The following is a 21,081-nucleotide window of genomic DNA, read 5'->3' on the forward strand; positions in this document are numbered from 1 at the left end:
GGATATGAATGATTGTACAGATTCGCAGGCGGCTATCAACGGTGCTGTGCTGTTTGATTATGCTTTCGTTATTTCCATTAGCAGAACCGCGCATCTCCAATGCGTCGGATGAGACAGAGGAATTCATTATGCCGGACACAACCGTGTACCACTTCGGAACAGAGCCTGCTTCCGGCACTGCCGTTGCGCTTGTCGGCGATCCAAATGCTGCGCCCCGGGTAACGTCTGCCGCCAGCGGAGTGCAGATTCATTCGACCCTGGCCGAGCCGTCGCGGACGTTCGAGTTCATGGTGGCGCAAGCCGGCCGTTACAGTGTGAAGCTGGGCGGAATGACCGCTTCGGATGGCGGCACGGCTGATCTGAGCATAGACGGGGTCCGTCAGGGCCAGTATAGTTTCTACAGTGTAACGGGTCAATATCCCAGAGCGGATCTATATATTGACCAGCTGCAGTTAGCAGAGGGCAAGCATACCTTCCAGATCACGGTGAAATCAAAGGGCAGCGGGATGGGAAACGGCGAAGGGACATTCATGTATCCCTCACGGCTTGTCTTGACCGATCAGGACGCTGTCACAAGCAGCAAAACGCGCAGCACCCTTTACAACCAGATTAAACTCGATGCCGCGAGAAATAATGTCCGGCAATTCGACTGGGCGGCATCGCTCCTGAACACCGTGAAGATGAAAGCGGACACTTATGCGGCATTGGGTTATGAGGAATTGTGGAGCCTTGTGCCGACGCAGGCTGTCCCGCGCAGCTATAACACGAATCAGCTGACCGGGAATTTCAGCCCGGTGTCGGGTGATCTGAAGTCCTACGGGAATTATCCCTGGAAGGCGGACCCTCTTAACGAGCCGTGGAAAATCACGGACCCGGCTAGCGGGTATAAATTTCCCACCAATGACTTCGGCGCCTATTATCGCAGCGGCTTGGATGAACATAACAATTTCGATCCTTCTCTGGCCGATCGCAGTCTGCTCGTAAACACGCTTTATCCCGAGAAAGGTCCGGATTGGGGAGTTGACGATGGTTACGGTTGGGTCGATCCGGCAACGAATAAACGGTATACGTTTATCGCCTATTACGCCCACTGGTTCGCCTGGTATGGAGGTCCGGCAAATATTCAGGGCGGTTTGAATGCGCTTCGGGATGCTTACATCTATACAGGGGACATGAAATATGCGCGTGCGGGAGCCATTCTGCTCAATCGGATCGCCGATGTCTACCCCTCATTGGATGTCGCTCAATTCAGCAATGCCATCTATGTGAATTCGCATGGCGGAACGGGCGACGGCAAAGCAGTTGGCTCGATCTGGGAAAGCGGACTTGTCAAATCGTTTATCACCGCTTATGACGTCTTTTTCCCTGTATACGACGACCCAGAAGTTGTCCAATTCCTGAAATCCAAGGGAGAGCAGTTCGATCTGCCTTTTAAAGAAAACGGTACCGGGCTCCGCCGCAGCATCGAGGATAATATTTTGCGCCAGGTGCAGCCAGGCGTTTATTGGGATCAGCTCCGGGGCAATAACGGTTTCCATCAAAGCGCTGTCGCCTTGGCGGCCGTCGTTCACGATACGCTGCCCGAAACCAAGTTGTGGCTGGATTATACTTTCCAGGCAGGCGGCTTTATTAACGAAATCCCCCGCCGAGTGACGGGCGGGAACGTGCTGTACAGCCTGGTGAACGATGTTGACCGGGACGGGCATGGCAATGAAGCGGGCCCGGGTTATAACCGCTTATGGCTGAGCACCTACCTCGAAGCGGCTAATGCCCTCGATGGTTACGACAAATATCCGGCGGCCGACTTGTACGAGAACGTCAAGTTTCAAAAGATGTTCCAGGCGATGTATCCACTCCTGATGCTTGACAAATATACACCTTCCATCGGCGACAGCGGAACGACGGGTCAACCCGGCATCCTGGTCGACAAGTCCCAATCCATACAAGCCTTCGAGAAGTTCAACGACCCTGTTTACGCCCAACTGGCTTACATGCTTAATGGCGGCAGCACAGAGGGGATTCACTCGGATGTTTACACTCCTGAACCTGATAAGGTGGCAAGCAGCATTGAGTCGGTGATTGAGACTCATGGGCAGCTTAAGCTCGGCAGCAGCAATCTGACCGGATATGGGTTTACGGGCTTGCGCGATGGAGCGGGTCTGGATACGGACCGCGCCGCATGGCTCTACTACGGACGAAGCGGCGGACACGGGCACAGGGATACGCTGAACCTGGGTTTATATGGCTTCGGGCTGGATCTTGCACCGGATCTGGGCTATCCCGAGCAGGCGAACGCAACCGATGTGAACCGGTTCGAATGGGTTCAAAACACGATCAGCCATAATACAGTGCTTGTCGACAAGCAGAAACAACAACCGCAATGGGACGGTACGCCCAAGCTGTACGATAACAGCTCCATGGTGAAGCTGATGGATGTCGAAGCACCTGAGCCTTATCCTCAGACACAATTATATAAGCGTACGACAGCGATGGTCCGCGTGGATGAAACCAATTCTTACCTCGTCGACTTCTTCCGGGTCAAGGGCGGCAGCGAGCATCACTTCAGCTTTCATGCTGCGGAAGGTCCGGTTACGGCAGTCGGGCTGAACTTGACGCCGCAGGCAGCGGGGACGTATGCAGGTCCGGATATTGCGTTTGGCCAGCGTCCTACGGACGACAGCGTCTCCGGCGCCGGATATACGGGTGCGGGCTTCCACTGGCTTAAAAATGTGGAGCGCGACGACAATCCGGCAGATTCATTCAGCGTCGATTATGATGTGATGGACACATGGAAGGTGCTGCCTCAGCCGGAGGATCTGCATGTGAGGCTGACCATGGTTGGGGATGTGGATGATGTCGCGCTTGCAGACGGAGTTCCGCCTCAAAACAAGCCGGGAAATCCGCAGAGCATCAAATACCTGATCGCCCATCGCAGCGGAACAAATCTGCAAAGCACGTTCACATCCGTCATCGAGCCTTATAAGGAGCAGCGCTTCATCCGCAGCATTTCCCCGGCGGCGGTAGTATCGGAAGAGGACTCCGTGATTGAGGACTTGAAGGATGTTCGTGCCGTCAAAGTCGAATTGATGGATGGCCGGATCGATTATATCGTCAGTTCCTTGAACCGGGACGCCGTTTATACGATTGACGGATCAATTCGATTCCAGGGCACGTTTGGGATTTATTCGGAAAAAGACGGTCAGCCTCTTTATTCCTATGTCAATGACGGTGCTTATATAGGCAAGGTAGGAATGCAGGGTACATCTTTTGCCAATGCAGGCATAAGCAGGCTTCAAGGCACTGTCGTTGATTTCACGAAAGACCTTTCCCGGCAGAACCGGATGACGGTGCAACTCGATTTGCAGGGATTGAATCCAGACAGCTTGCCCGGGACCATGATTTACGTTCAGAACGATGGAGTGCGCAGCGCGGCTTATATGATCCGCGGGATTAAGGCGCTGAGTGAAGGACTGTACGTCCTCGATATAGGCGACACAACGTTCGTCCGTTCTTACGCCGATTCGACGGATATGTCGCAGGGCTTCCTCTACGACTTGGCTGCAGGCAACGCATTTACCATTCCACTTGCCAGACAGAAGCGGTGGCTCTCGGAGGTAAAGATCATAGCCGACAAGACGCAATTATTCAGAAACGAATCAGTCAAGCTGGAGGTCAAGGGGTTTTACCCGGATGGCACCGATGTAGATTTGTCCGGTTATGATGCGAAGTATAAAAGCAGTCACAATCAGGTCGCTAGCGTCAACGGGCAGGATGTCTTGAAGGCGCATAACAAAGGCACCGCTGTCATTGGCACGACCGTAGAGTCAGGCGGTATAAGCCGTGCAGGCTTGCTGCAAATTGAGGTGAACTGAATAGGCGAAAGGTGTATATGGATCGACGGGATACAACTCAGGGAGGGCAACAAGGTCTTTCATGACTTTGTTACCCTCCCTTTTTATTTGCCAATCTGCAAAATTCTTGACCGTTTCGGGATATCGGTTACCCCCATTGCTATTTCTTTAATGCCTCAAGCATGTCGTAGATATGACTATGCATAAGCTGCCTTGCCTGCTCACTGTGTCGTTCCTCAATGGCAATCGCAATTAAGATGTGATAATTGGATGCTTTGGTACGCATATGAGGCAAGGTGTTAGTTTGCTTGCGGCCTTCGGAGAGAAGTGGATAGATTGACTCCATCATGCGAAATAGGACAGGGTGTTGTGCTGACTCTGCAATGAGATGATGGAAGGAAAGATCGGTATCCAGAAATGGACCCCCTTCTTCCATCTGGTTAACCATAGAGTCAGCCAGCGCACGCAGCTGCTTGACTTGGGAGTGTGTGGCATGCTCTGCGCTTAGGGCAGCCAGTTTGGGCTCAATGAGCAATCTGGCTTCCAGCAATTTGACAAGAGAAATATCCCCCAATTCCTTAAGATCTGCTGTAGGATCTTCCAACAATAATGGATCGTTGCGTACATACATTCCCCGTCCATGCTCGATACTGACGTTTCCTTGGCTTTCCAGAGTCCGCAGCGCTTCTCTTATAGTAGATACGCTAACTGCCAGATCTTTGGAGATTTCTTGCAAGGTTGGAATGCGTGATCCAGTCGGCCATTCCCCACTTCTAATTTTCTGCTCAAGCACATCAACTGTCATTGCGAATGTCGTTTTTTTCATCGTAACAATCCCCTGTGTACCTTCATATTAGGTTTATACTAACACAATCGTACAAGCTTCTCCTAATAATAAAACGTATTGACATCTAGAAATAAAGATACTATGATACCTTCATAAAGATCCGATCTATAAACAATGTATTGTGGTTTTTTAGTCATTTTAGTTGTGAAATGCTATTATAGATCGGGTTTTTATACATATTTAATAGATCAATTAAATATAGATATGATCTATATTGCCTGCCGTTGTGGAGGAGGAGGAGGATAGGAGGTTGATCCGGTGGATGCGGGAGACGGCTTCACCACCGGATTTATGAATAGATTGATACAGGATGAACAAAAAATGCGACACGTTAAGAGGTGGAATTATCATGAACAAAACGGAGCAGCTGCAGCAGTTAAAGGATTCCGGCATCGTTGCAGTTATTCGACGACCCCCGTATAACAAGGTTATCCGTATTACGGATGCACTGGTGGCAGGCGGCGTAGAAGCGCTGGAGGTTACGGTTGATACAGACCGGGCATATGAAATTATTGCCTGCTTGAAAGAGAGATACGAAGGGAAGGTCCTGGTTGGCGCAGGTACCGTATTAGACGAACAAACAGCGAAGACAGCGATCGAAGCAGGCGCTGATTTTATATTCTCTCCGATCCTGGATGAAGCTACGATCCGTCTAACCAATCAATATGGCAGGATCTCGATTCCAGGAGTTATGACGCCGACCGAGATCGTGAAGGGATATCAATATGGTGCGGACATGCTCAAAATTTTTCCGGGCTCCTCACTGGGCATCAATTATGTAAAAGAGCTGTCGGCTCCATTAGGACATATACCGATGATGCCAACAGGTGGAGTTACCTTGGACAATGCGGGCCAATTTATTCGTGCAGGCGCTGTGGCCGTCGGCATCGGAAGTTCTTTAACGAACAAGAGTGCGATTGAAGAGGAGCGGTACGGTGAGCTTACAGATTTAGCTCGGCAATTCAGACTGGAAATCCAAAAAGCGAGAGAATAGGGAGAGGTTAAATTTGAAAATTACAAAGTTTGAGACTTTTATCGTACCGCCCCGGTGGCTGTTCTTGAAAATTGAAACGGATGAAGGAATAGTTGGATGGGGAGAGCCCGTAATCGAAGGCAAGGCTCATACGGTGCAAGCGGCTGTAGATGAACTCATGGATCATCTGATCGGGAAAGATCCGCTTCGCATTGAGGATCATTGGCAAGTCATGTACCGCGGCAGCTTCTACCGCGGCGGTCCCATACTGATGAGCGCGATCGCCGGAATTGACCAGGCGTTGTGGGATATCAAGGGGAAATATTACAATGCTCCAATATATCAGCTGCTTGGCGGGGCATGCCGGGATTCGATGCGTGTCTATTCCTGGATCGGCGGGGATCGACCGAGTGATGTTGGACAAGCGGCGTTGGACAAAAAGCATGCAGGCTTTACAGCAATCAAGATGAATGCTACGGAAGAGATGCAGTATATCGATAGCTATCACAAGGTGGATCAGGTCGTGGAACGGGTAGCAGCGATCCGCGCTGCCACCGGTCCGGACTTTGGCATCGGCGTAGACTTTCACGGCCGTATTCATAAACCCATGGCAAAGGTGCTTGCCCAGTCACTCGAGCCTTACAGGCTGATGTTTATCGAAGAACCTGTGCTTCCGGAGAATAACGAGGCACTCCGGGATATTGCCAGTCATACAAGTACGCCGATTGCGACGGGAGAGAGAATGTTCTCGCGCTGGGACTTCAAATCATTGCTGGAAGACGGTTACGTGGATATCATTCAACCGGATTTATCGCATGCAGGCGGAATTACAGAGTGCAAGAAAATCTTCGCGATGGCGGAAGCTTACGATGTTGCAGTAGCCCCTCATTGTCCACTGGGCCCGATTGCACTTGCTGCCTGTCTGCAGGTTGACGCAACCGCTCATAATGCAATCATTCAGGAACAGAGCCTCGGGATACATTACAACCAGGGAAATGATCTGCTGGATTATGTAACGGACCCCGGCGTATTCTCCTATGAGGATGGTTTTGTGAAGATTCCGCAGGGTCCGGGTCTCGGTATTACAGTTAATGAGGAGTATGTCCGCAAGATGGCGTCGGAATCTCCGCACAGGTGGAGAAATCCGATATGGAGACATAAGGACGGGTCGGTCGCTGAGTGGTAGGATGAAAAGACCATCACTTCAAACAAAATGACACTGCAATCAAACAAGTGTCGGTATGAGAGCCCTTTACTATCGATTACAATGGATGGTGCGTATACCTAACCTAATTCGATGTTATGAGGAGAAAAGGCATGATTAATGTACCGAAGTATTGGGAAGATTTGAGCGTGCTGCAGAAGAGCAGAGAAGCGGCAAGAGCTTATTATATACCTTACGGGGATGCGGAATCCGCTTTGAGACAAAAGCGGGGAAAGTCTCCATTTTACCGAACACTTAATGGCAGCTGGAAATTTAAATATCATGAGTCGGTTCAACATGTAGAGAATGGATTCTATCAGATGGATGCAGATGTCAGCAGTTGGGATGACCTGATTGTCCCTTCATGCTGGCAGGTCAAAGGGTATGACCAGCTTCACTATACGAACGTGAACTATCCGTTTCCTTGTGATCCGCCGTATGTTCCGAATGCTAACCCGGCAGGTTTATACGTGAGGGATTTTAATCTGTCAAGCGATTGGGATGGCAAACAAAAGTATATCGTGTTCGAAGGTGTGAATTCCTGTTTTTACCTCTGGATCAACGGAAAATGGGTGGGGTATAGTCAGGGTAGCCGCATGCCTGCGGAGTTTGATATTTCACCCTATGTGCAAGCTGGAACTAACAAGATTGCTGTGATGGTCTTGAAATGGTGTGACGGCTCTTACATCGAGGATCAGGATTTGTGGAGATTCTCAGGGATTTTTCGGGATGTCTATTTGCTGGCACGCAATCAGACCCATGTTCGGGACCTGTTCAATCGTATGGAATTGGCAAGCGATTATCAAGTTGGAACAATAACCTGTGAGCTGGATACGATTGGTGCGCTGGAGGCTCAAGTGAAGCTTATTGACAGAGAAGGCCATGTCCAGGCATCGGGAGCGGTTACCGTAGATGGCAAGGGGAGCATCGAACTCCAGATAGACAAGCCTAAGCTGTGGTCTGCCGAAACCCCATATTTGTATCAATTATATATTTATGCTGCAGACGAAGTGCTTCATTTTGCAATCGGCTTCAGACGGGTGGAGATTATTGACGGGGTATTCAAGATTAATGGCATGGCTGTGAAGCTAAAGGGAGTAAATCGTCATGATTCTCACCCGCAGCTGGGACAAACGATACCGGTCAATCATATGATTCGAGACTTGAAGCTGATGAAATCCCACAATATTAATACGATAAGAGCGTCACATTACCCGAATGATTCACGCTTTCTGCAGCTCTGCAATGAATATGGCTTCTATGTGATAGATGAAGCGGATTTGGAGTGTCACGGGGTGTTTCATGCAGTAGGCAATTTCAATATGCTGACGCGTTTGCCGGAATGGGAACATGTATTTGTCGAACGGGCAGAGCGTATGATAGAGCGTGATAAAAACCATCCTTCTGTCGTGATCTGGTCCATGGGTAATGAATCCGGGTACGGCGCCAATCATATGTCGATGGCTAAATGGACGAAGGCAAGAGACAATTCCAGACCTGTTCATTATGAAGGCTCCGACCCGAGACATTTGGGAAGTCCCGATACGGCTGTGCTGGATATGGAGAGCCGAATGTATTCCTCCCCGGCTTATATTGAGGCCTACGCCAAGGATGAGAACAGTACGAAGCCGATGTTCATGTGTGAATACAGCCATGCTATGGGAAATGGTCCCGGCGATTTAAAGGATTATTGGGATGTCATCTATAAATATCCAAAGCTGATGGGCGGTTGTGTATGGGAATGGTCCGATCACGGTATTTTGACAACCAATAATGATGGAACGCGTTATTTCGCCTATGGCGGTAATTTTGGAGATCAGCCCAATGACGGCAATTTTTGTATTGATGGGCTTGTCTCACCCGATCGAATCCCTCACACCGGTCTTCTCGAATTGAAGAAGGTGATAGCCCCGATTCGACTGGAAGCGGGGAACCTGGAGGAAGGCTGCGTCCAGGTAACGAACTTATATGATTTTATTGATCTTTCTCACTTGACTCTGTATTGGAAGACGGAGAAAGATGGAGAACTCGCCGAGCAAGGCCAGCTGGAGCTGGAGCTGATCGCTCCGCATACCTCGAAGGCAGTGAAGCTGGACTATTCATGGCCAGAGGCATCCAATGAAACCTATCTGCTGACCTTGTCCTGTCGGTTGAAGCAGGATACGGTCTGGGCGAGTGCGGGTCATGAAGTGACTTTTGAACAGTTTGAGCTGCCTGTTGAAAGGCTGGCGCTGCCGGCATCTGCGGTTAATTATCCGCCAATCAAGCTGATGGAAGCCGATCAGCAATTGATCATCGAAGGCTTTGATTTCCGTCATGTGTTTGATTTATACAACGGGACCTTCATCTCCGTGTCCAGGCATGGCGTAGATATGATCAAGAAGCCGCTGAGCTTCAACATTTGGAGAGCTCCAATTGATAATGACCGTAAGATTAAGGCAAAGTGGCTGGAAGAAGGCTATGATCGCGCACATATGCATACATACGAGGCAAGTGTGACAGATCAGGGGGCGTCATCTGTAGATATTAAAGTTAACTTCTCTTTGGGCGGCCACACTAAACCGCCTGTGCTGAACGGATTAGCATACTGGCGTGTGACCGGCAATGGCGAGATCAAGATGAAGGTTGAAGCTCAAGTTCGGGAGGATCTCTTATTCTTTCCCCGATTCGGAGTGCAGCTGACGATGCCGGCAGGAACCGAGGAAGTGGAGTATTTCGGAAATGGTCCTCATGAGAGCTATATCGATAAACAGCAAAGCACGCGAAAAGGGAAATATTTAACGTCAGTTGACGATTTGTTTACGCCATACATTATGCCGCAAGAGAACGGATCCCATAATGGCACCGACTGGGTGACCGTATCCAATGAGCAGGGGATGGGGTTGAAGTTCTCGGGAGCTAAACCATTCTCATTTAATGCTTCCCACTATACTCCGGAGGATCTGACCCATGCGATGCATGCCTATGAACTCGTCCGCCGTGACGAGACCATCGTTCACCTGGACTATAAAATGAGCGGTGCAGGCTCCAACTCCTGCGGTCCGGAGCTTCTGGAAGTCTACCGGCTGGACGAGAAGCAGTTTACATTTGAGATTAGTATTATGCCTGTATTTAAGGAAGATGAATAAGCACGAGATAGAAGGTGTCCCCGAAGCGAAAACTTTAGGGACACCATTTGTTCAAATTAAAGGTGTTTTTTGATATACTGTGATGGTTCAATATTCAGCATATAAAATGACTAGCTAGAAGAGGGTATTGATTATGAGCGGCTTTAAGGGAAGATTGTCTTGGATCAGGATGGCTGGAAATGTCCGAACTAAGCTTCTGCTCATCTTTTTCATTGTTGCTGTACTGCCGTTGGGCACGCTTGGCTATTTTTCTTATCATAAATCGTCCAAAGTCGTTAATTCACAGTTTGGCAGCTATGGCATGTATGCAGTGGAGCAGCTAAAGCTGCATTTTGATTCCAATATCAAGCAGATGGATCAGATTACAGGCAATATCTTAGCTTATATGATTGCCTCATCCATATTCATTGGTGACAAGCCTCCAACAACCTATGCACAATACGTTGAAGAAAGAGATTTTCAAAACTATCTGTCCTCTATTGAAAGTACCAACATTTTCAAAGTGGCGGTTATTACTCCTTCGGGAAGAGTCATCGGAAATAGCTCAGTGAGTATGGATAACCTGGCAAGCTCGTCCTTTTGGTCGTATGTATCCGCTTACAATAATAGACATGTCGTGATCCATATTCCGGATTACTATTCGCCGCCTAATGATGATTATGCGATCAGCCTGATCGTGCCGCTTAAGAATGGTCTTGGATTTCCCAGCGGGAGCCGGATATTGATTGATATGAAAGCGGATACGATACTGAGCTTGATCAGAGCTTTTGAAAAGGATATGCAGTCCCATTTGCTGATTATGGATGCGTCGGGGGAGATTCTGCTGCAGACGTCCTCCGATTATGTGAATCAGGATGATGATATTGTCTGGTCCCGCTCCTTGGATACGGAAGACTGGATTGTGGAAGCGAGAATTCCTTATGCCACTTTCTACGAATCCTCCACAGTTATTTTGCGATACTCGCTATTTATTGCTGTATTGGCTGTCATCGTGGGGGTTATAATGGCAGGCTTCTTCTCGTTCCGATTTACAAGGCCGATTATGAAGCTGGCCCAATCGATGCGTAGATTTGGTGATGGAGATCTGTTGATACGCACACCGGTGATGTCATCGGATGAGCTTGGTTATCTAAGTGAAACCTTCAACAGGATGACCGGCCAGATACAAGGCCTGGTTCACGAGATTAGCCGGACGGAGAAGCTGAAAAGCGACGCAGAGCTCAGGGCGCTGCATTACCAGATCAATCCGCATCTCTTATTCAATACATTGAATTCTATACAGTGGAAAGCAAAGTTAGCCCATCAGCCGGAAATCCTTAAAATGCTGCAGCATTTAATCGTGGTTCTGGACGGAAGCTTTAACTTCAAACAGACGCTTGTCCCTCTTCACAAGGAACTGGAGATCGCCCGCCATTTCATAGAGATTCAGCGGTTCCGGTACGAAGATGTTTTCACCTGCGTGTTTGACATACAACCGGGGCTTGACGATTGTCTGGTTCCCCGGATGGTGTTTCAGCCATTACTTGAAAATATATTTTTCCATGGATTTCGGGATGGTCTTGGTCGCATTAACATGAGAATTTTCACTGTCAATTGTGAATTATATATGGAGCTTGAGGATGATGGGGTCGGGGTCAAGCTGGAGCATATGGAATTCATAAGTTCCGGGATGAAGATTCCGGGTAAGCAGGGCGGGTTGGGTCTAAGAAATGTGGATGAACGGTTTAAACTTCATTTCGGTGATGCATACGGCCTAACGTTGGAATCAAACAGAAATATAGGAACGAAGGTGACGTTGGCATGGCCAATAACGAGAGAGCTCAATCCCCACTCAAAGTATTAATTGTAGACGATGAACAACTCGTGCGTAAAGGCCTGCGCATGACCATTGATTGGGAGAAGCATCGGATGACCGTTGTAGACGATGCGCCAAATGGGAGCCTCGGCTGGCAGAAATTTTTGAAGTATCGTCCCCAGCTGGTGATTACCGATATTGTCATGCCGGAGATGGATGGAATAGAGCTGGCCCAGAAGATAAAAGAAGAAGCGCCAGAGACTGCCATTCTGTTTCTGAGCTGTCACCGGGATTTTGCGTATGCCAGGCATGGGATTCAAATTGGGGTGAGCGATTACATTGTTAAGACGGATATGGACGATGAGCATATTGATAACTCCCTGAACCGTGTACGCATAGAGATTGAGAAGATGACCGCGAAGCAGCAAACCTCTCTGTCTGTGGTGAAGAATCAACAGGATCAGTCTGCAGAAGCTCTGGGTACATGGCTTCATCATCGCGGTCATGCGGCAAAAGAGCATCTTATGCAGCATCTTCGGCTGCAGTGGAATTGGATGCTGTCCGGGGCTTATATCTTTCACTTATACATCCCCAAGGAGAAAGAAACCGTTAATCGATCCTATCAGAAACAATGGAAGGACCTGTCTATGGCTTACCATGATCAATTGAAGCCGTTAGAAATAGACGCCTATTCGCACCTCATTGTGTGTGATCAACAATTACTGGGCATCGTACAATCCAAACTGGTAGAGATGAAATTTCAGGACAATACGATCGAGTGGCGGCAGGCAGGTCCCGTTACAAGCGTGGAGGACTGGTTCGCTGCCGTAAGCAAGTTGTATCGGTTATGGGGAGTGGAGTGTCATAACAAGCTGTTAAGTACGGCGCATAAGGAAGATATTATTGAAGCTATCGACTATATTGACCAGCATCTGGATTCAGACCTTCGAGCTGCGGATGTGGCGACATATATCGGAGTTAGCCGGAGTTATTTCAGCACGATATTCAAGGAAGCTACTGGGTGCAGTATTATATCCTTTATTTCAGAGCGCAAGCTGGAGAAAGCCAAGGAACTGCTGACGGCTACCACCATTCGGACAGAGGAAGTGGCGGAGAAGATAGGTATTAACGATGTTAAATATTTCTCGAAATGGTTTAAGAAGCGTGCCGAGCTTACGCCAGGGCAATACCGGACACTAACAAAATGACGATTCATTCAAACAAATAGACGATAATGGCCTGGGTTCTCCGGGCTTTTTTTTTATTTATCGGAAAAGATCACACTAATATCAAACGTCTGTCGGTATGAAATCCCTTACAAAATATTTATGATAAGAATGAAGAAATGACTAGGGGGTTACGACTTATGAAAAGAAAAAGTACGCTGTATGTACTCATTGCTTGTCTCATGATTTCTTTACTGGCCAGCGCTTGCTCCAGCTCCACCAAGCAGGCTGCATCGAATGATCCGGGAACAAGCGATGAGAAGGTCAAGCTGGTTGTATGGATTTGGGAAACGGCAAAAGACGGATTGGATCTGAATATGGAAGCTTTCAAAGCCAAGTATCCGAATATCGAGATTGAGTTTCAAACCATGAAGTCTACCGACTTGTACTCCAAATATTTAATTACTTCAAGTACGGAAGATGAGGTACCGGATATTGTAGCTGTGGAGTCCACCAATCTATCTCAAATCGTACAAATCGATTCCTTGCTGGACATTACCTCGCGGGTGGAGCCTTACAAGGATAAGATGAGTGCTTATAAATGGGAAGATGCCACTCGGGATGGAAAAATATACGCAATGCCCTGGGATAGCGGTCCGGTCGTGATGTTCTATCGTAATGATCTGTTTGCCCAAGCTGGTCTTCCTACCGATCCCGAAGAGGTCGCCAAGAAGATTCAGACCTGGGATGACTATTATGAGGCTGCCAAGCTGGTCAAAGAGAAAACAGGAGCTTTCATGTATGGGGATTCCAAGACAAATTCCAGCAGCCGGATGTTTGAATCGATGCTGTGGCAGCGTGGCTTGTGGTACTTCGATGACCAGGGGAAGGTAGCCGTGGATTCTCCGGAAGTGAAGGAATCGGCAGACTTCCTGATCAAGATGCAGAAAGATGGGCTTGTTTTCGATGCTCGTGCGAACACCGATCAATGGGGTAACGGTATTCGTGATGGGAAGATCGCTACGGTTGTTGGGGGCTCATGGCATGATGCGATAATCGAGAATCAGTATTCTCCGTCTGACAAGGGGAAATGGTCCGTAACGATGATGCCGAAATGGTCGAAGGATGACACCTATACGGGTGCTAACCAGGGTGGAGCGAATCTGGCAATCAACAAAAACTCCAAGCATCCCGAAGAGGCTTGGGATTTCATTGAATTCATGCTTGGCAATGAAGAATCGCAAGTGAAAATGATGACGGGTGCAGGCCTGTTTCCGGCTCTGTTGGTGGATGATGATGCATCGATGGAAGAAACGTCAGCCTACTTCAATAATCAAGCGATTCGTAAAGTGTACGCCCAATCTCTCGCAAATACGTATCCGCTCGCATATACGTCCGATTTTCCAATGGCAAACAAGCTGATGACTGATGTATGGGCTAAAGTATTTCTCAATAATGTTAGCTCTGAGCAGGCGCTGAAAGAAATGGCGGATGAGCTTCGCAGCAAGACGAAGAGAAATTAATTAACATGTCAGGAGGGGACGATATGAAGACTTCCAAATGGAACAAGCAGCTATTGTTTGCTCCCTATATATACATATCACCCTATTTCATATTGTTTTTCATCTTCTCCTTGTATCCCATTCTGTATTCGTTCTATATCAGCTTTACGGACTGGAATGGTTCTGGCGAGAAGACGATGATCGGATTTGATAATTATATTGAGCTGTTCGGGGATAAGAACTTTTGGTTATCCCTCTGGAACAGCTCGATTATCTTCTTGATGTACGTGCCGATAATGCTGTTTCTTGGACTTATCTTTGCTTCCATTCTGAATTCCAATTGGATGGTTGGAAAAGGCTTTTTTCGGATGGCTCTGTTTGTGCCCAACTTTGTATCGGTAGTGGCTGTATCATTCGTGTTCGTCTTGCTGTTTAATACCCAGGATGGTTTGATCAACACTGTACTTGACAATATGGGGCTGATCGATAGTCCGATACCTTGGCTGGAATCCCCCTGGTGGGCCCGCATTTCCGTAGCGATGATGGTGTTGTACCGGTGGATTGGCTACAATATGCTCCTGCTTATGACGGGGCTGCAGAGCATATCTAAGGATTTGTATGAAGCGGCTTATGTGGATGGATCAACCAAATTGAAGAGTTTTTTTCTTATCACGATTCCATTGGTCAAAAAAATGCTCCTGTTCTGTACCGTGCTCTCTACGATTGGAACGTTCTCGCTGTTTACAGAGCCGTTTATCCTGACTCAGGGCGGGCCGCTTAATTCGACATTGACCCCAATTCTAATGCTGTATAATGAGAGTTTCCAAAACTTTAATTTCGGATACGCATCTTCGATTGCCGTCTGCTTTTTTATTCTGATGATGGCGATTTCATTAATTCAGATGCGCGTATTCGATGATAAAGATTAGGAATGGGGGAAAATTCATGGAAAAAACGGTGACACTGCGTCGAGCAGCTGCCGCATCCAGTACGAAGCGGGGCTGGACATCGACGCTGGCCTTCATACTGATGACCTTAATTTCACTGGCAACACTATTTCCGCTGTTCTGGCTGTTCAGTTCTTCACTTAAGGACATCAGTGAAATATTTGTGAATCCGCCGATCTGGATTCCATTAACACTACACTGGGAGAATTTCACGGAGCTATTTGTAAATCGGAAATTCGGCATCATCACATGGAACAGCTTCTTGCTGTCTTCGACTTCGACGCTGATTGCATTACTGTTCTGCGGTTTGGGTGGTTTTGCCTTTGCGAAGTATCATTTCAAAGGTAAGAAGATTTTGTTCATATTCGTACTTGCCTCTCTTATGATTCCTCACGAGGCTACGATGGTCCCGTTATTCTCAATATATAAAGGCTTGCATTTAATAGATAACATCTGGGGAGTAATTTTACCCGACCTGGCAAATGCCTTTGGTATATTTTTCATGCGTCAATATTGTACATCGCTTCCGGATGAAATGCTGGAAGCGGCACGTATTGACGGCTGCAGTGAATTCAAGCTTTTCCGTCGAATTGTATTGCCGAATTTAAAATCGGGCTTTGCGGGATTAGGCATTATCCTGTTCGTCAAGCAGTGGAACAACTTCCTGTGGCCTTCCGTTATCTTGAGATCTCAAGAGCATATGACATTATCTGTTGCGCTCAAAGCACTGGAAGATAGCAATAATACGCCATACCATCTCATCATGGCCGGTTCGGTCATAAGCGTGCTTCCCCTGTTGATCATTGTCTTGATCTTTCAGAAGCAATTGATTGCAGGAATGATTGAGGGAGCGGTAAAGGGCTAGTTAAAGCGGAGCGTGGAGATCAAGAATACTTTGGACTAAATAAGTTGAACGAGCTGGACCCCATTCGCTTTGCAAAAGTCGCACAAAGGTGCGACTTTTGCACCATGGAGATTACTTATTCAAGCTTGCTCTTGTTATCCTGCCATTTTTCCGTCTTATACTCCAGAAGCTTCCCGTAGCCCGCTTGCTGCGCATCGGCCTCGGCCTGATCCAGGACGGCGGTAACTTCCTCGTCGGTTTTCGCATTCATGATGGCACTCGCTCTTGCTTTTTCATAAATGTCGAATACGCTTTGCTGGGCAATGCCCTCTTCCGTATCGCCCGCCGGAGTCAGGTTTACAAATTCCGTTGTATTAAACTGGGTTTTCCACGTTATTTCTGACTGCCAGTACGTATCCCAGCTGCGCTTTTCAGGCGGAAGGGTGGACTCGAATTTCATTTTGGATTTATCGACATATACGGTATTGCCGTTCCATTGAAAGTTCACAATAGCAGACATTAATTTCTCGCGGTCAGCCGCTTTCGTTACAAACGCATCATTGAAAAGAGGATATTCATTCTCATCCGTGCCTTCCCAGTATAAGCCTTCAGGTCCCCACATAATGATGCGCTGGCCTTCAGGGCCGGTAAACCAGTCGAGGAATGCGAAGATGGCCTCCGGATCTTTGGCCGCTTTTGTTATGACGCTGACGTTCCAGCCCAGCTGTGTGTAGTCGCCAGGGAAAATTTTGTTGCGGTCAAGACCCTCCTTATGCACCGGCCAAACCATTATGTAACCGGCGTCAGGGTCCTGCTCCTTCAGGAGCGTGTTGCCTATGGATCCGAATTCGGTTGGACTGGATGCGATGAACACTGCGATTTTGCCGGTCAACACCTTTTGCTCGACCTGCTCCAGCTTTTGCGTGAAGGAATCCTGTGAAATCAGCCCTTCCCGGTACAGCCTGCTGGCAAATTGGATGAATTCCCGGTAGACCGGATCGGTGAAGAGGGAAGTCAGCTTATCGCCGGACGGTACCGCCATCATAGCGTTGAAAGTAGGTGGGCGGTTTTCCGCGAAGGCCGATACCAGAATGTCGATACCCGAAGCGCTCTGCCCGACTTCAAGCGGTACGACATCCGGATACTTCTCCTTAACCAGCTTCAGGTAATCAAACAGCTCATCGGTCGTTTCCAGGCTGGGGGAACCCAGCTCCTCATAAATTTTCTTGTTTACCAAATAGCCTGCATTGCCGTTAGGCTGCGTCGTATACCAGTTCGGGAATTGATAAAGCTTGCCGTCTGGGGACCGCAGCATGTCAATCGCATCTTCTCCGGCCCATTTTTTCAAATTGGGGTATTTCTCCAGGTACTCATCGAACGGCACGAGCATACCCTCGGAACGAAGCTTCTCGACATCGGCATCGCGTTCCATCCAGATGACGTCGGGCAGCTCGCCCGAAACGATCATCGTATTGAACTTTTGCTGGGCGTTGCCGCCCGAGCTGATCGGGGTAATGTTGATTTTTTTGTTGTCCTGGATCCACTTGGTAGCGGAATCCTCGCCCCAATTCGGCATCGTATACCAGTCATAATGCCCATAGAAGGAAAAATCGAGCGGCGTTTCGCCTAACACAAAGGAAGTTTCTGCAGGGGGATCCCCTTCGTTTGTCCCCGGGGACGGCTCGTTGCTGCCGGAGCATCCCGTTATAACCATTGCGGCAGCGAGTACGACTGACAAGGCGGCTTGATACGTTCTTTTGATTTTTTGCATCTCCAAACTCCCTCCCCTTGATTACTGGCAATAATCGTTAACCTCGCTTATTCTTTCAAAGAGCCGATAAGAACACCCTTCACAAAGTATTTCTGCACTAAAGGATAGACGCATAGAATCGGTACGGTCGCGACCATCATTGTAGCCATCGACAAGGATTTGGTCGTTACAGCCTTCATCGAGTTTAACCGGCCCTGCGCCGCTGAATCCATCTGGGCCATCTGCTCCGCCATAATATTGGAGTTCAGAATTTGCTGAAGCTTCGTTTGAATAGGGAGAAGATCCACATTCGATATATACAAGCCTGGCGTAAACCAGTCATTCCAGTGATACACGGCTGTGAACAGCGATAATGTCGCAATGACCGGGCCGGATAAGGGGAAGATGATGCGAAACAGAATGCCCCAGTTGGAGGAGCCGTCAATTTGCGCCGATTCCTCCAGACCGCTTGGAATGCCCGCAAAAAATGTACGGAAAATAATCATGTTCCAGACGCTGATAATGCCCGGGATGACCATGACCCAGAAGGTGTTCATTAATTCCAGCTCACGGATGAGCAAATAGCTCGGAATCAGGCCACCGCTGAAGTACATCGTTACAATACACATAATCATGTAATATTTGCGTCCTATCAGCTGCTTTTTGGTCATGCCGTAGGCGAATATGGCGGTGGCGGAAATCGACAAGGCCGTTCCGACCGCCGTGCGGAGCACGGAAATGATAAAGCCATTGACCAGCCGTTCGTCCTTGAATACGACCTCGTAATTTTGCAGGGAGAACACCCGGGGCCAGAACGTAATGCCGCCGAGCATGGTATCTGTACCGGAGTTGAATGAAATAACGGCAGCGTTCCAGAATGGATAAAAGGAGGAAAAGCCAAGCAGTGTCAGCAATAAATAATTGATTCCGACGAATGTTTTGTCGCCTAATGACAGTTTCATAGCTTTACCCTCTCTTTCCCGCTACCATAAGCTGTTGCCTGACTTTCGGGCCAGATAGTTAGCGCCTGCCAAAAGTCCGACACTGATAACGGCTTTGAAGAGCCCGGCAGCCGTTGCATACGAGAACCTGGAATTGTTAATGCCGACGCGGTATACGTAAGTTTCAATGACATCGCTGACGTCGCGGAGCACAGGGTTTGCGGCTAACAGGAGAATGTCCTCGAAGCCGGCGTTCAACAGATTGCCGATTGCCAGAATCGAGAATACGATAATGACCGGCATAATTGAAGGGAGGGTGATGGCAAAGATCTGCCTGATCCTGCTGGCTCCGTCTATAGCGGCGGCCTCGTATAAATGAGGGTTTATGCCTGCAATCGCGGCTAAATAAACGATAGAGGCAAAACCGATTTCCTTCCATACTCCTGTCGCCACGAGAATGGCCCAGAAGTATTCGGGAATCGACAGGAAATTCAGCGGCTCATCAATAATGTGAAGCGCCTGCAGCAGGATGTTGATACTCCCATTATCCGTAGACAGCATGGAAATGACGAATCCGGACACGATCACCCATGACAGGAAGTGGGGCAAATAGCTGATGGTTTGCACGATGCGCTTGAAGGTGCGGTGACCGACTTCGTTCAGAATTAACGCCAATAGAATGGGGGCCGGGAAACCGATGCCAAGCTTCAGTATGCTGATGACTAACGTGTTGCGCATAATGGTCCAGAACTCAGGTGCCTGAAAAAACATCTCAAAGTGCTTAAAGCCTACCCAGGGGCTGTTCAGAAAACCTTTGAAGATGCTGTAGTCCTGAAAGGCCATTAATACTCCGTACATGGGGATGTAACTGAACACAAATATGAAAAGCAATGCCGGCACTACCATGAGTTGAATATCCCATTGCCGCCACAAACGTGTCAGTCTGGAGGTTTTCGTCTGCAGCATCTGATTCCCCCTTAACAATTCCTTATTTCCTTATTATAGAGGGACAAATGCCGTTATTCTCCATCAAATCGCTTATAAAGCAACACTATCTTACTGTTTGTTTCCACTCTTGGTTCTTGAGTTTTTTAGGCGAGGCTCCGATATGCTTCTTAAACAGGCGATTGAAATTGGATAAACTGCGAAAGCCGCATTCATGGGCAACATCCATAATTTTCATCGTATTGCTTTCAAGCAGCTCAATAGCGCGTTCCAGGCGGATATGAATCAAATAAAGCAAAGGCGGAGTGTCGACCGCGTACCGGAACAGATCGCTGAAGCGGGAGGGGCTGAGGTAAACGAGCGAGGCAAGCTCTTCCAGCGTCCATGCATGGGTATAATTTTCCTCCATCGCATGAATGACGTTGCGTATTTTCTCTAATTGCTGGGCGTTGATGGCCTGTTTGGCGCGGTTCATGCTTGTATTGCGGAAGTGTCTGTTAACGGTAGCCAGGAAACGGAGCATAATGGAGTAAACGATGGATTCATAGGAGCTTTCTTTGCGGTTATGCTCATCCTGAATTTCCAGCAGAAGCGAGCGAAGCATCCCGATTTGCTGATTATTCCGGTCGAGCAGATTCGTAAAACTAACCCCCATCTCCTTAAATGGCGACAGGATGACGGGATCGTACCGGAGGCTGCTCATAAACCAGGAAGCATCGAACGATATGACCTGCATGACCAGATCTTTTGTCTCGTAAGCGCGGTGAAGATCATTTGAATTAATGAGCAAAATATCTCCCTGCTGAAATTCAAACGTCTGTCCGTTAATGATGTAATAGCCTGTCCCGGCTTTAATGAAGTTGATTTCCAATATATCATGCCAATGAAGCCTCTGGTAGTGGGCGTTGACGCCAATCGTGTCGACAACCTGAACAGGATATTTTTTAGCTAATATCAGTTTTTCCTTCGGGATTTCCGCAGAATACGCTTGTGCCATGCCCATCGCTCCTTACTATTTATTCAAATTTGTTGAATAATAAGGTTCTCCCATAATGGAGCAGTCTTTACAGGTTATTTATATTTAGAGTATACCATTGTTAACCATATTTGATTTCTGTAAATAAGCCGGCTAATAATGGCTTCCATTTTGTTGAACTATTCAACTAACACGGCGTTAATAGTATAATG

Annotated in this window: 14 protein-coding genes; 9 read left to right on the forward strand and 5 right to left on the reverse strand. The window is 48.1% G+C overall.

Features of this window, described 5'->3' with window-relative positions; genetic code table 11:
• The first annotated feature begins 8 nt into the window (after positions 1-8).
• On the forward strand, positions 9-3,872 hold the full coding sequence (locus tag AC0YOA_RS08050; protein WP_475786160.1) for a heparinase II/III domain-containing protein: 3,864 nt from the start codon (positions 9-11) through the stop codon (positions 3,870-3,872).
• A gap of 139 nt (positions 3,873-4,011) precedes the next feature.
• On the opposite strand, the gene AC0YOA_RS08055 is transcribed toward AC0YOA_RS08050, so the two are convergent.
• The gene (locus AC0YOA_RS08055) at positions 4,012-4,677 is read right to left on the reverse strand and encodes a FadR/GntR family transcriptional regulator (protein ID WP_475786161.1); all 666 of its coding nucleotides are present in this window, start codon (positions 4,675-4,677) and stop codon (positions 4,012-4,014) included.
• 370 nt (positions 4,678-5,047) lie between these two features.
• Between AC0YOA_RS08055 and AC0YOA_RS08060 the strand changes: the two genes are divergently transcribed.
• From AC0YOA_RS08060 to AC0YOA_RS08095, 8 genes are all read left to right on the forward strand, one after another.
• The gene (locus tag AC0YOA_RS08060) at positions 5,048-5,692 is read left to right on the forward strand and encodes a bifunctional 4-hydroxy-2-oxoglutarate aldolase/2-dehydro-3-deoxy-phosphogluconate aldolase (RefSeq protein WP_475786162.1); all 645 of its coding nucleotides are present in this window, start codon (positions 5,048-5,050) and stop codon (positions 5,690-5,692) included.
• A gap of 13 nt (positions 5,693-5,705) precedes the next feature.
• The gene (gene dgoD / locus AC0YOA_RS08065) at positions 5,706-6,857 is read left to right on the forward strand and encodes a galactonate dehydratase (protein WP_475786163.1); all 1,152 of its coding nucleotides are present in this window, start codon (positions 5,706-5,708) and stop codon (positions 6,855-6,857) included.
• Positions 6,858-6,988: 131 nt separating this feature from the next.
• Entirely contained in the window at positions 6,989-10,003 is a 3,015-nt protein-coding gene (locus AC0YOA_RS08070; protein WP_475786164.1) for a glycoside hydrolase family 2 TIM barrel-domain containing protein, read from the forward strand.
• A 133-nt stretch (positions 10,004-10,136) separates the two neighbouring features.
• A complete protein-coding gene (locus AC0YOA_RS08075; protein WP_475786165.1) occupies positions 10,137-11,846 on the forward strand; it encodes a sensor histidine kinase in 1,710 nt (569 codons plus the stop codon).
• Complete coding sequence (locus AC0YOA_RS08080) at positions 11,804-13,006, forward strand: response regulator transcription factor (protein ID WP_475786166.1); 1,203 nt, start codon at positions 11,804-11,806, stop codon at positions 13,004-13,006. The genes AC0YOA_RS08075 and AC0YOA_RS08080 overlap by 43 nt, the downstream gene beginning before the upstream one ends.
• Before the next feature lie 158 nt (positions 13,007-13,164).
• Complete coding sequence (locus AC0YOA_RS08085; protein ID WP_475786167.1) at positions 13,165-14,487, forward strand: ABC transporter substrate-binding protein; 1,323 nt, start codon at positions 13,165-13,167, stop codon at positions 14,485-14,487.
• A gap of 23 nt (positions 14,488-14,510) precedes the next feature.
• On the forward strand, positions 14,511-15,395 hold the full coding sequence (locus AC0YOA_RS08090; RefSeq protein ID WP_475786168.1) for a carbohydrate ABC transporter permease: 885 nt from the start codon (positions 14,511-14,513) through the stop codon (positions 15,393-15,395).
• Positions 15,396-15,411: 16 nt separating this feature from the next.
• Entirely contained in the window at positions 15,412-16,278 is an 867-nt protein-coding gene (locus AC0YOA_RS08095; protein WP_475786169.1) for a carbohydrate ABC transporter permease, read from the forward strand.
• A gap of 115 nt (positions 16,279-16,393) precedes the next feature.
• Here AC0YOA_RS08095 and AC0YOA_RS08100 read toward each other — a convergent pair whose 3' ends face one another.
• The 4 genes from AC0YOA_RS08100 to AC0YOA_RS08115 form a co-directional block, all read right to left on the reverse strand.
• Positions 16,394-18,028, reverse strand: a complete 1,635-nt coding sequence (locus AC0YOA_RS08100) for an extracellular solute-binding protein (protein WP_475786170.1) — start codon at positions 18,026-18,028, stop codon at positions 16,394-16,396.
• Between the two features lie 47 nt (positions 18,029-18,075).
• A complete protein-coding gene (locus AC0YOA_RS08105) occupies positions 18,076-18,969 on the reverse strand; it encodes a carbohydrate ABC transporter permease (RefSeq protein WP_475786171.1) in 894 nt (297 codons plus the stop codon).
• Positions 18,970-18,990: 21 nt separating this feature from the next.
• A complete protein-coding gene (locus AC0YOA_RS08110) occupies positions 18,991-19,914 on the reverse strand; it encodes an ABC transporter permease (RefSeq protein ID WP_210037887.1) in 924 nt (307 codons plus the stop codon).
• 85 nt (positions 19,915-19,999) lie between these two features.
• Complete coding sequence (locus AC0YOA_RS08115; RefSeq protein ID WP_475768340.1) at positions 20,000-20,890, reverse strand: helix-turn-helix domain-containing protein; 891 nt, start codon at positions 20,888-20,890, stop codon at positions 20,000-20,002.
• Between the last annotated feature and the right edge of the window lie 191 nt (positions 20,891-21,081).

The organism is Paenibacillus sp. JT22N12 (genome assembly GCF_056269365.1).

What these genes read in the sequence shown, in the direction of transcription:
- AC0YOA_RS08115 (WP_475768340.1), bottom strand. Translation starts at nt 20,890, where the DNA reads ATGGCACAAGCGTATTCTGCGGAAATCCCGAAGGAAAAACTGATATTA.
- AC0YOA_RS08080 (WP_475786166.1), top strand. Translation starts at nt 11,804, where the DNA reads ATGGCCAATAACGAGAGAGCTCAATCCCCACTCAAAGTATTAATTGTA.
- AC0YOA_RS08110 (WP_210037887.1), bottom strand. Translation starts at nt 19,914, where the DNA reads ATGCTGCAGACGAAAACCTCCAGACTGACACGTTTGTGGCGGCAATGG.
- AC0YOA_RS08070 (WP_475786164.1), top strand. Translation starts at nt 6,989, where the DNA reads ATGATTAATGTACCGAAGTATTGGGAAGATTTGAGCGTGCTGCAGAAG.
- AC0YOA_RS08090 (WP_475786168.1), top strand. Translation starts at nt 14,511, where the DNA reads ATGAAGACTTCCAAATGGAACAAGCAGCTATTGTTTGCTCCCTATATA.
- AC0YOA_RS08105 (WP_475786171.1), bottom strand. Translation starts at nt 18,969, where the DNA reads ATGAAACTGTCATTAGGCGACAAAACATTCGTCGGAATCAATTATTTA.
- AC0YOA_RS08085 (WP_475786167.1), top strand. Translation starts at nt 13,165, where the DNA reads ATGAAAAGAAAAAGTACGCTGTATGTACTCATTGCTTGTCTCATGATT.
- AC0YOA_RS08055 (WP_475786161.1), bottom strand. Translation starts at nt 4,677, where the DNA reads ATGAAAAAAACGACATTCGCAATGACAGTTGATGTGCTTGAGCAGAAA.
- AC0YOA_RS08095 (WP_475786169.1), top strand. Translation starts at nt 15,412, where the DNA reads ATGGAAAAAACGGTGACACTGCGTCGAGCAGCTGCCGCATCCAGTACG.
- AC0YOA_RS08100 (WP_475786170.1), bottom strand. Translation starts at nt 18,028, where the DNA reads ATGCAAAAAATCAAAAGAACGTATCAAGCCGCCTTGTCAGTCGTACTC.
- AC0YOA_RS08060 (WP_475786162.1), top strand. Translation starts at nt 5,048, where the DNA reads ATGAACAAAACGGAGCAGCTGCAGCAGTTAAAGGATTCCGGCATCGTT.
- AC0YOA_RS08050 (WP_475786160.1), top strand. Translation starts at nt 9, where the DNA reads ATGATTGTACAGATTCGCAGGCGGCTATCAACGGTGCTGTGCTGTTTG.
- AC0YOA_RS08075 (WP_475786165.1), top strand. Translation starts at nt 10,137, where the DNA reads ATGAGCGGCTTTAAGGGAAGATTGTCTTGGATCAGGATGGCTGGAAAT.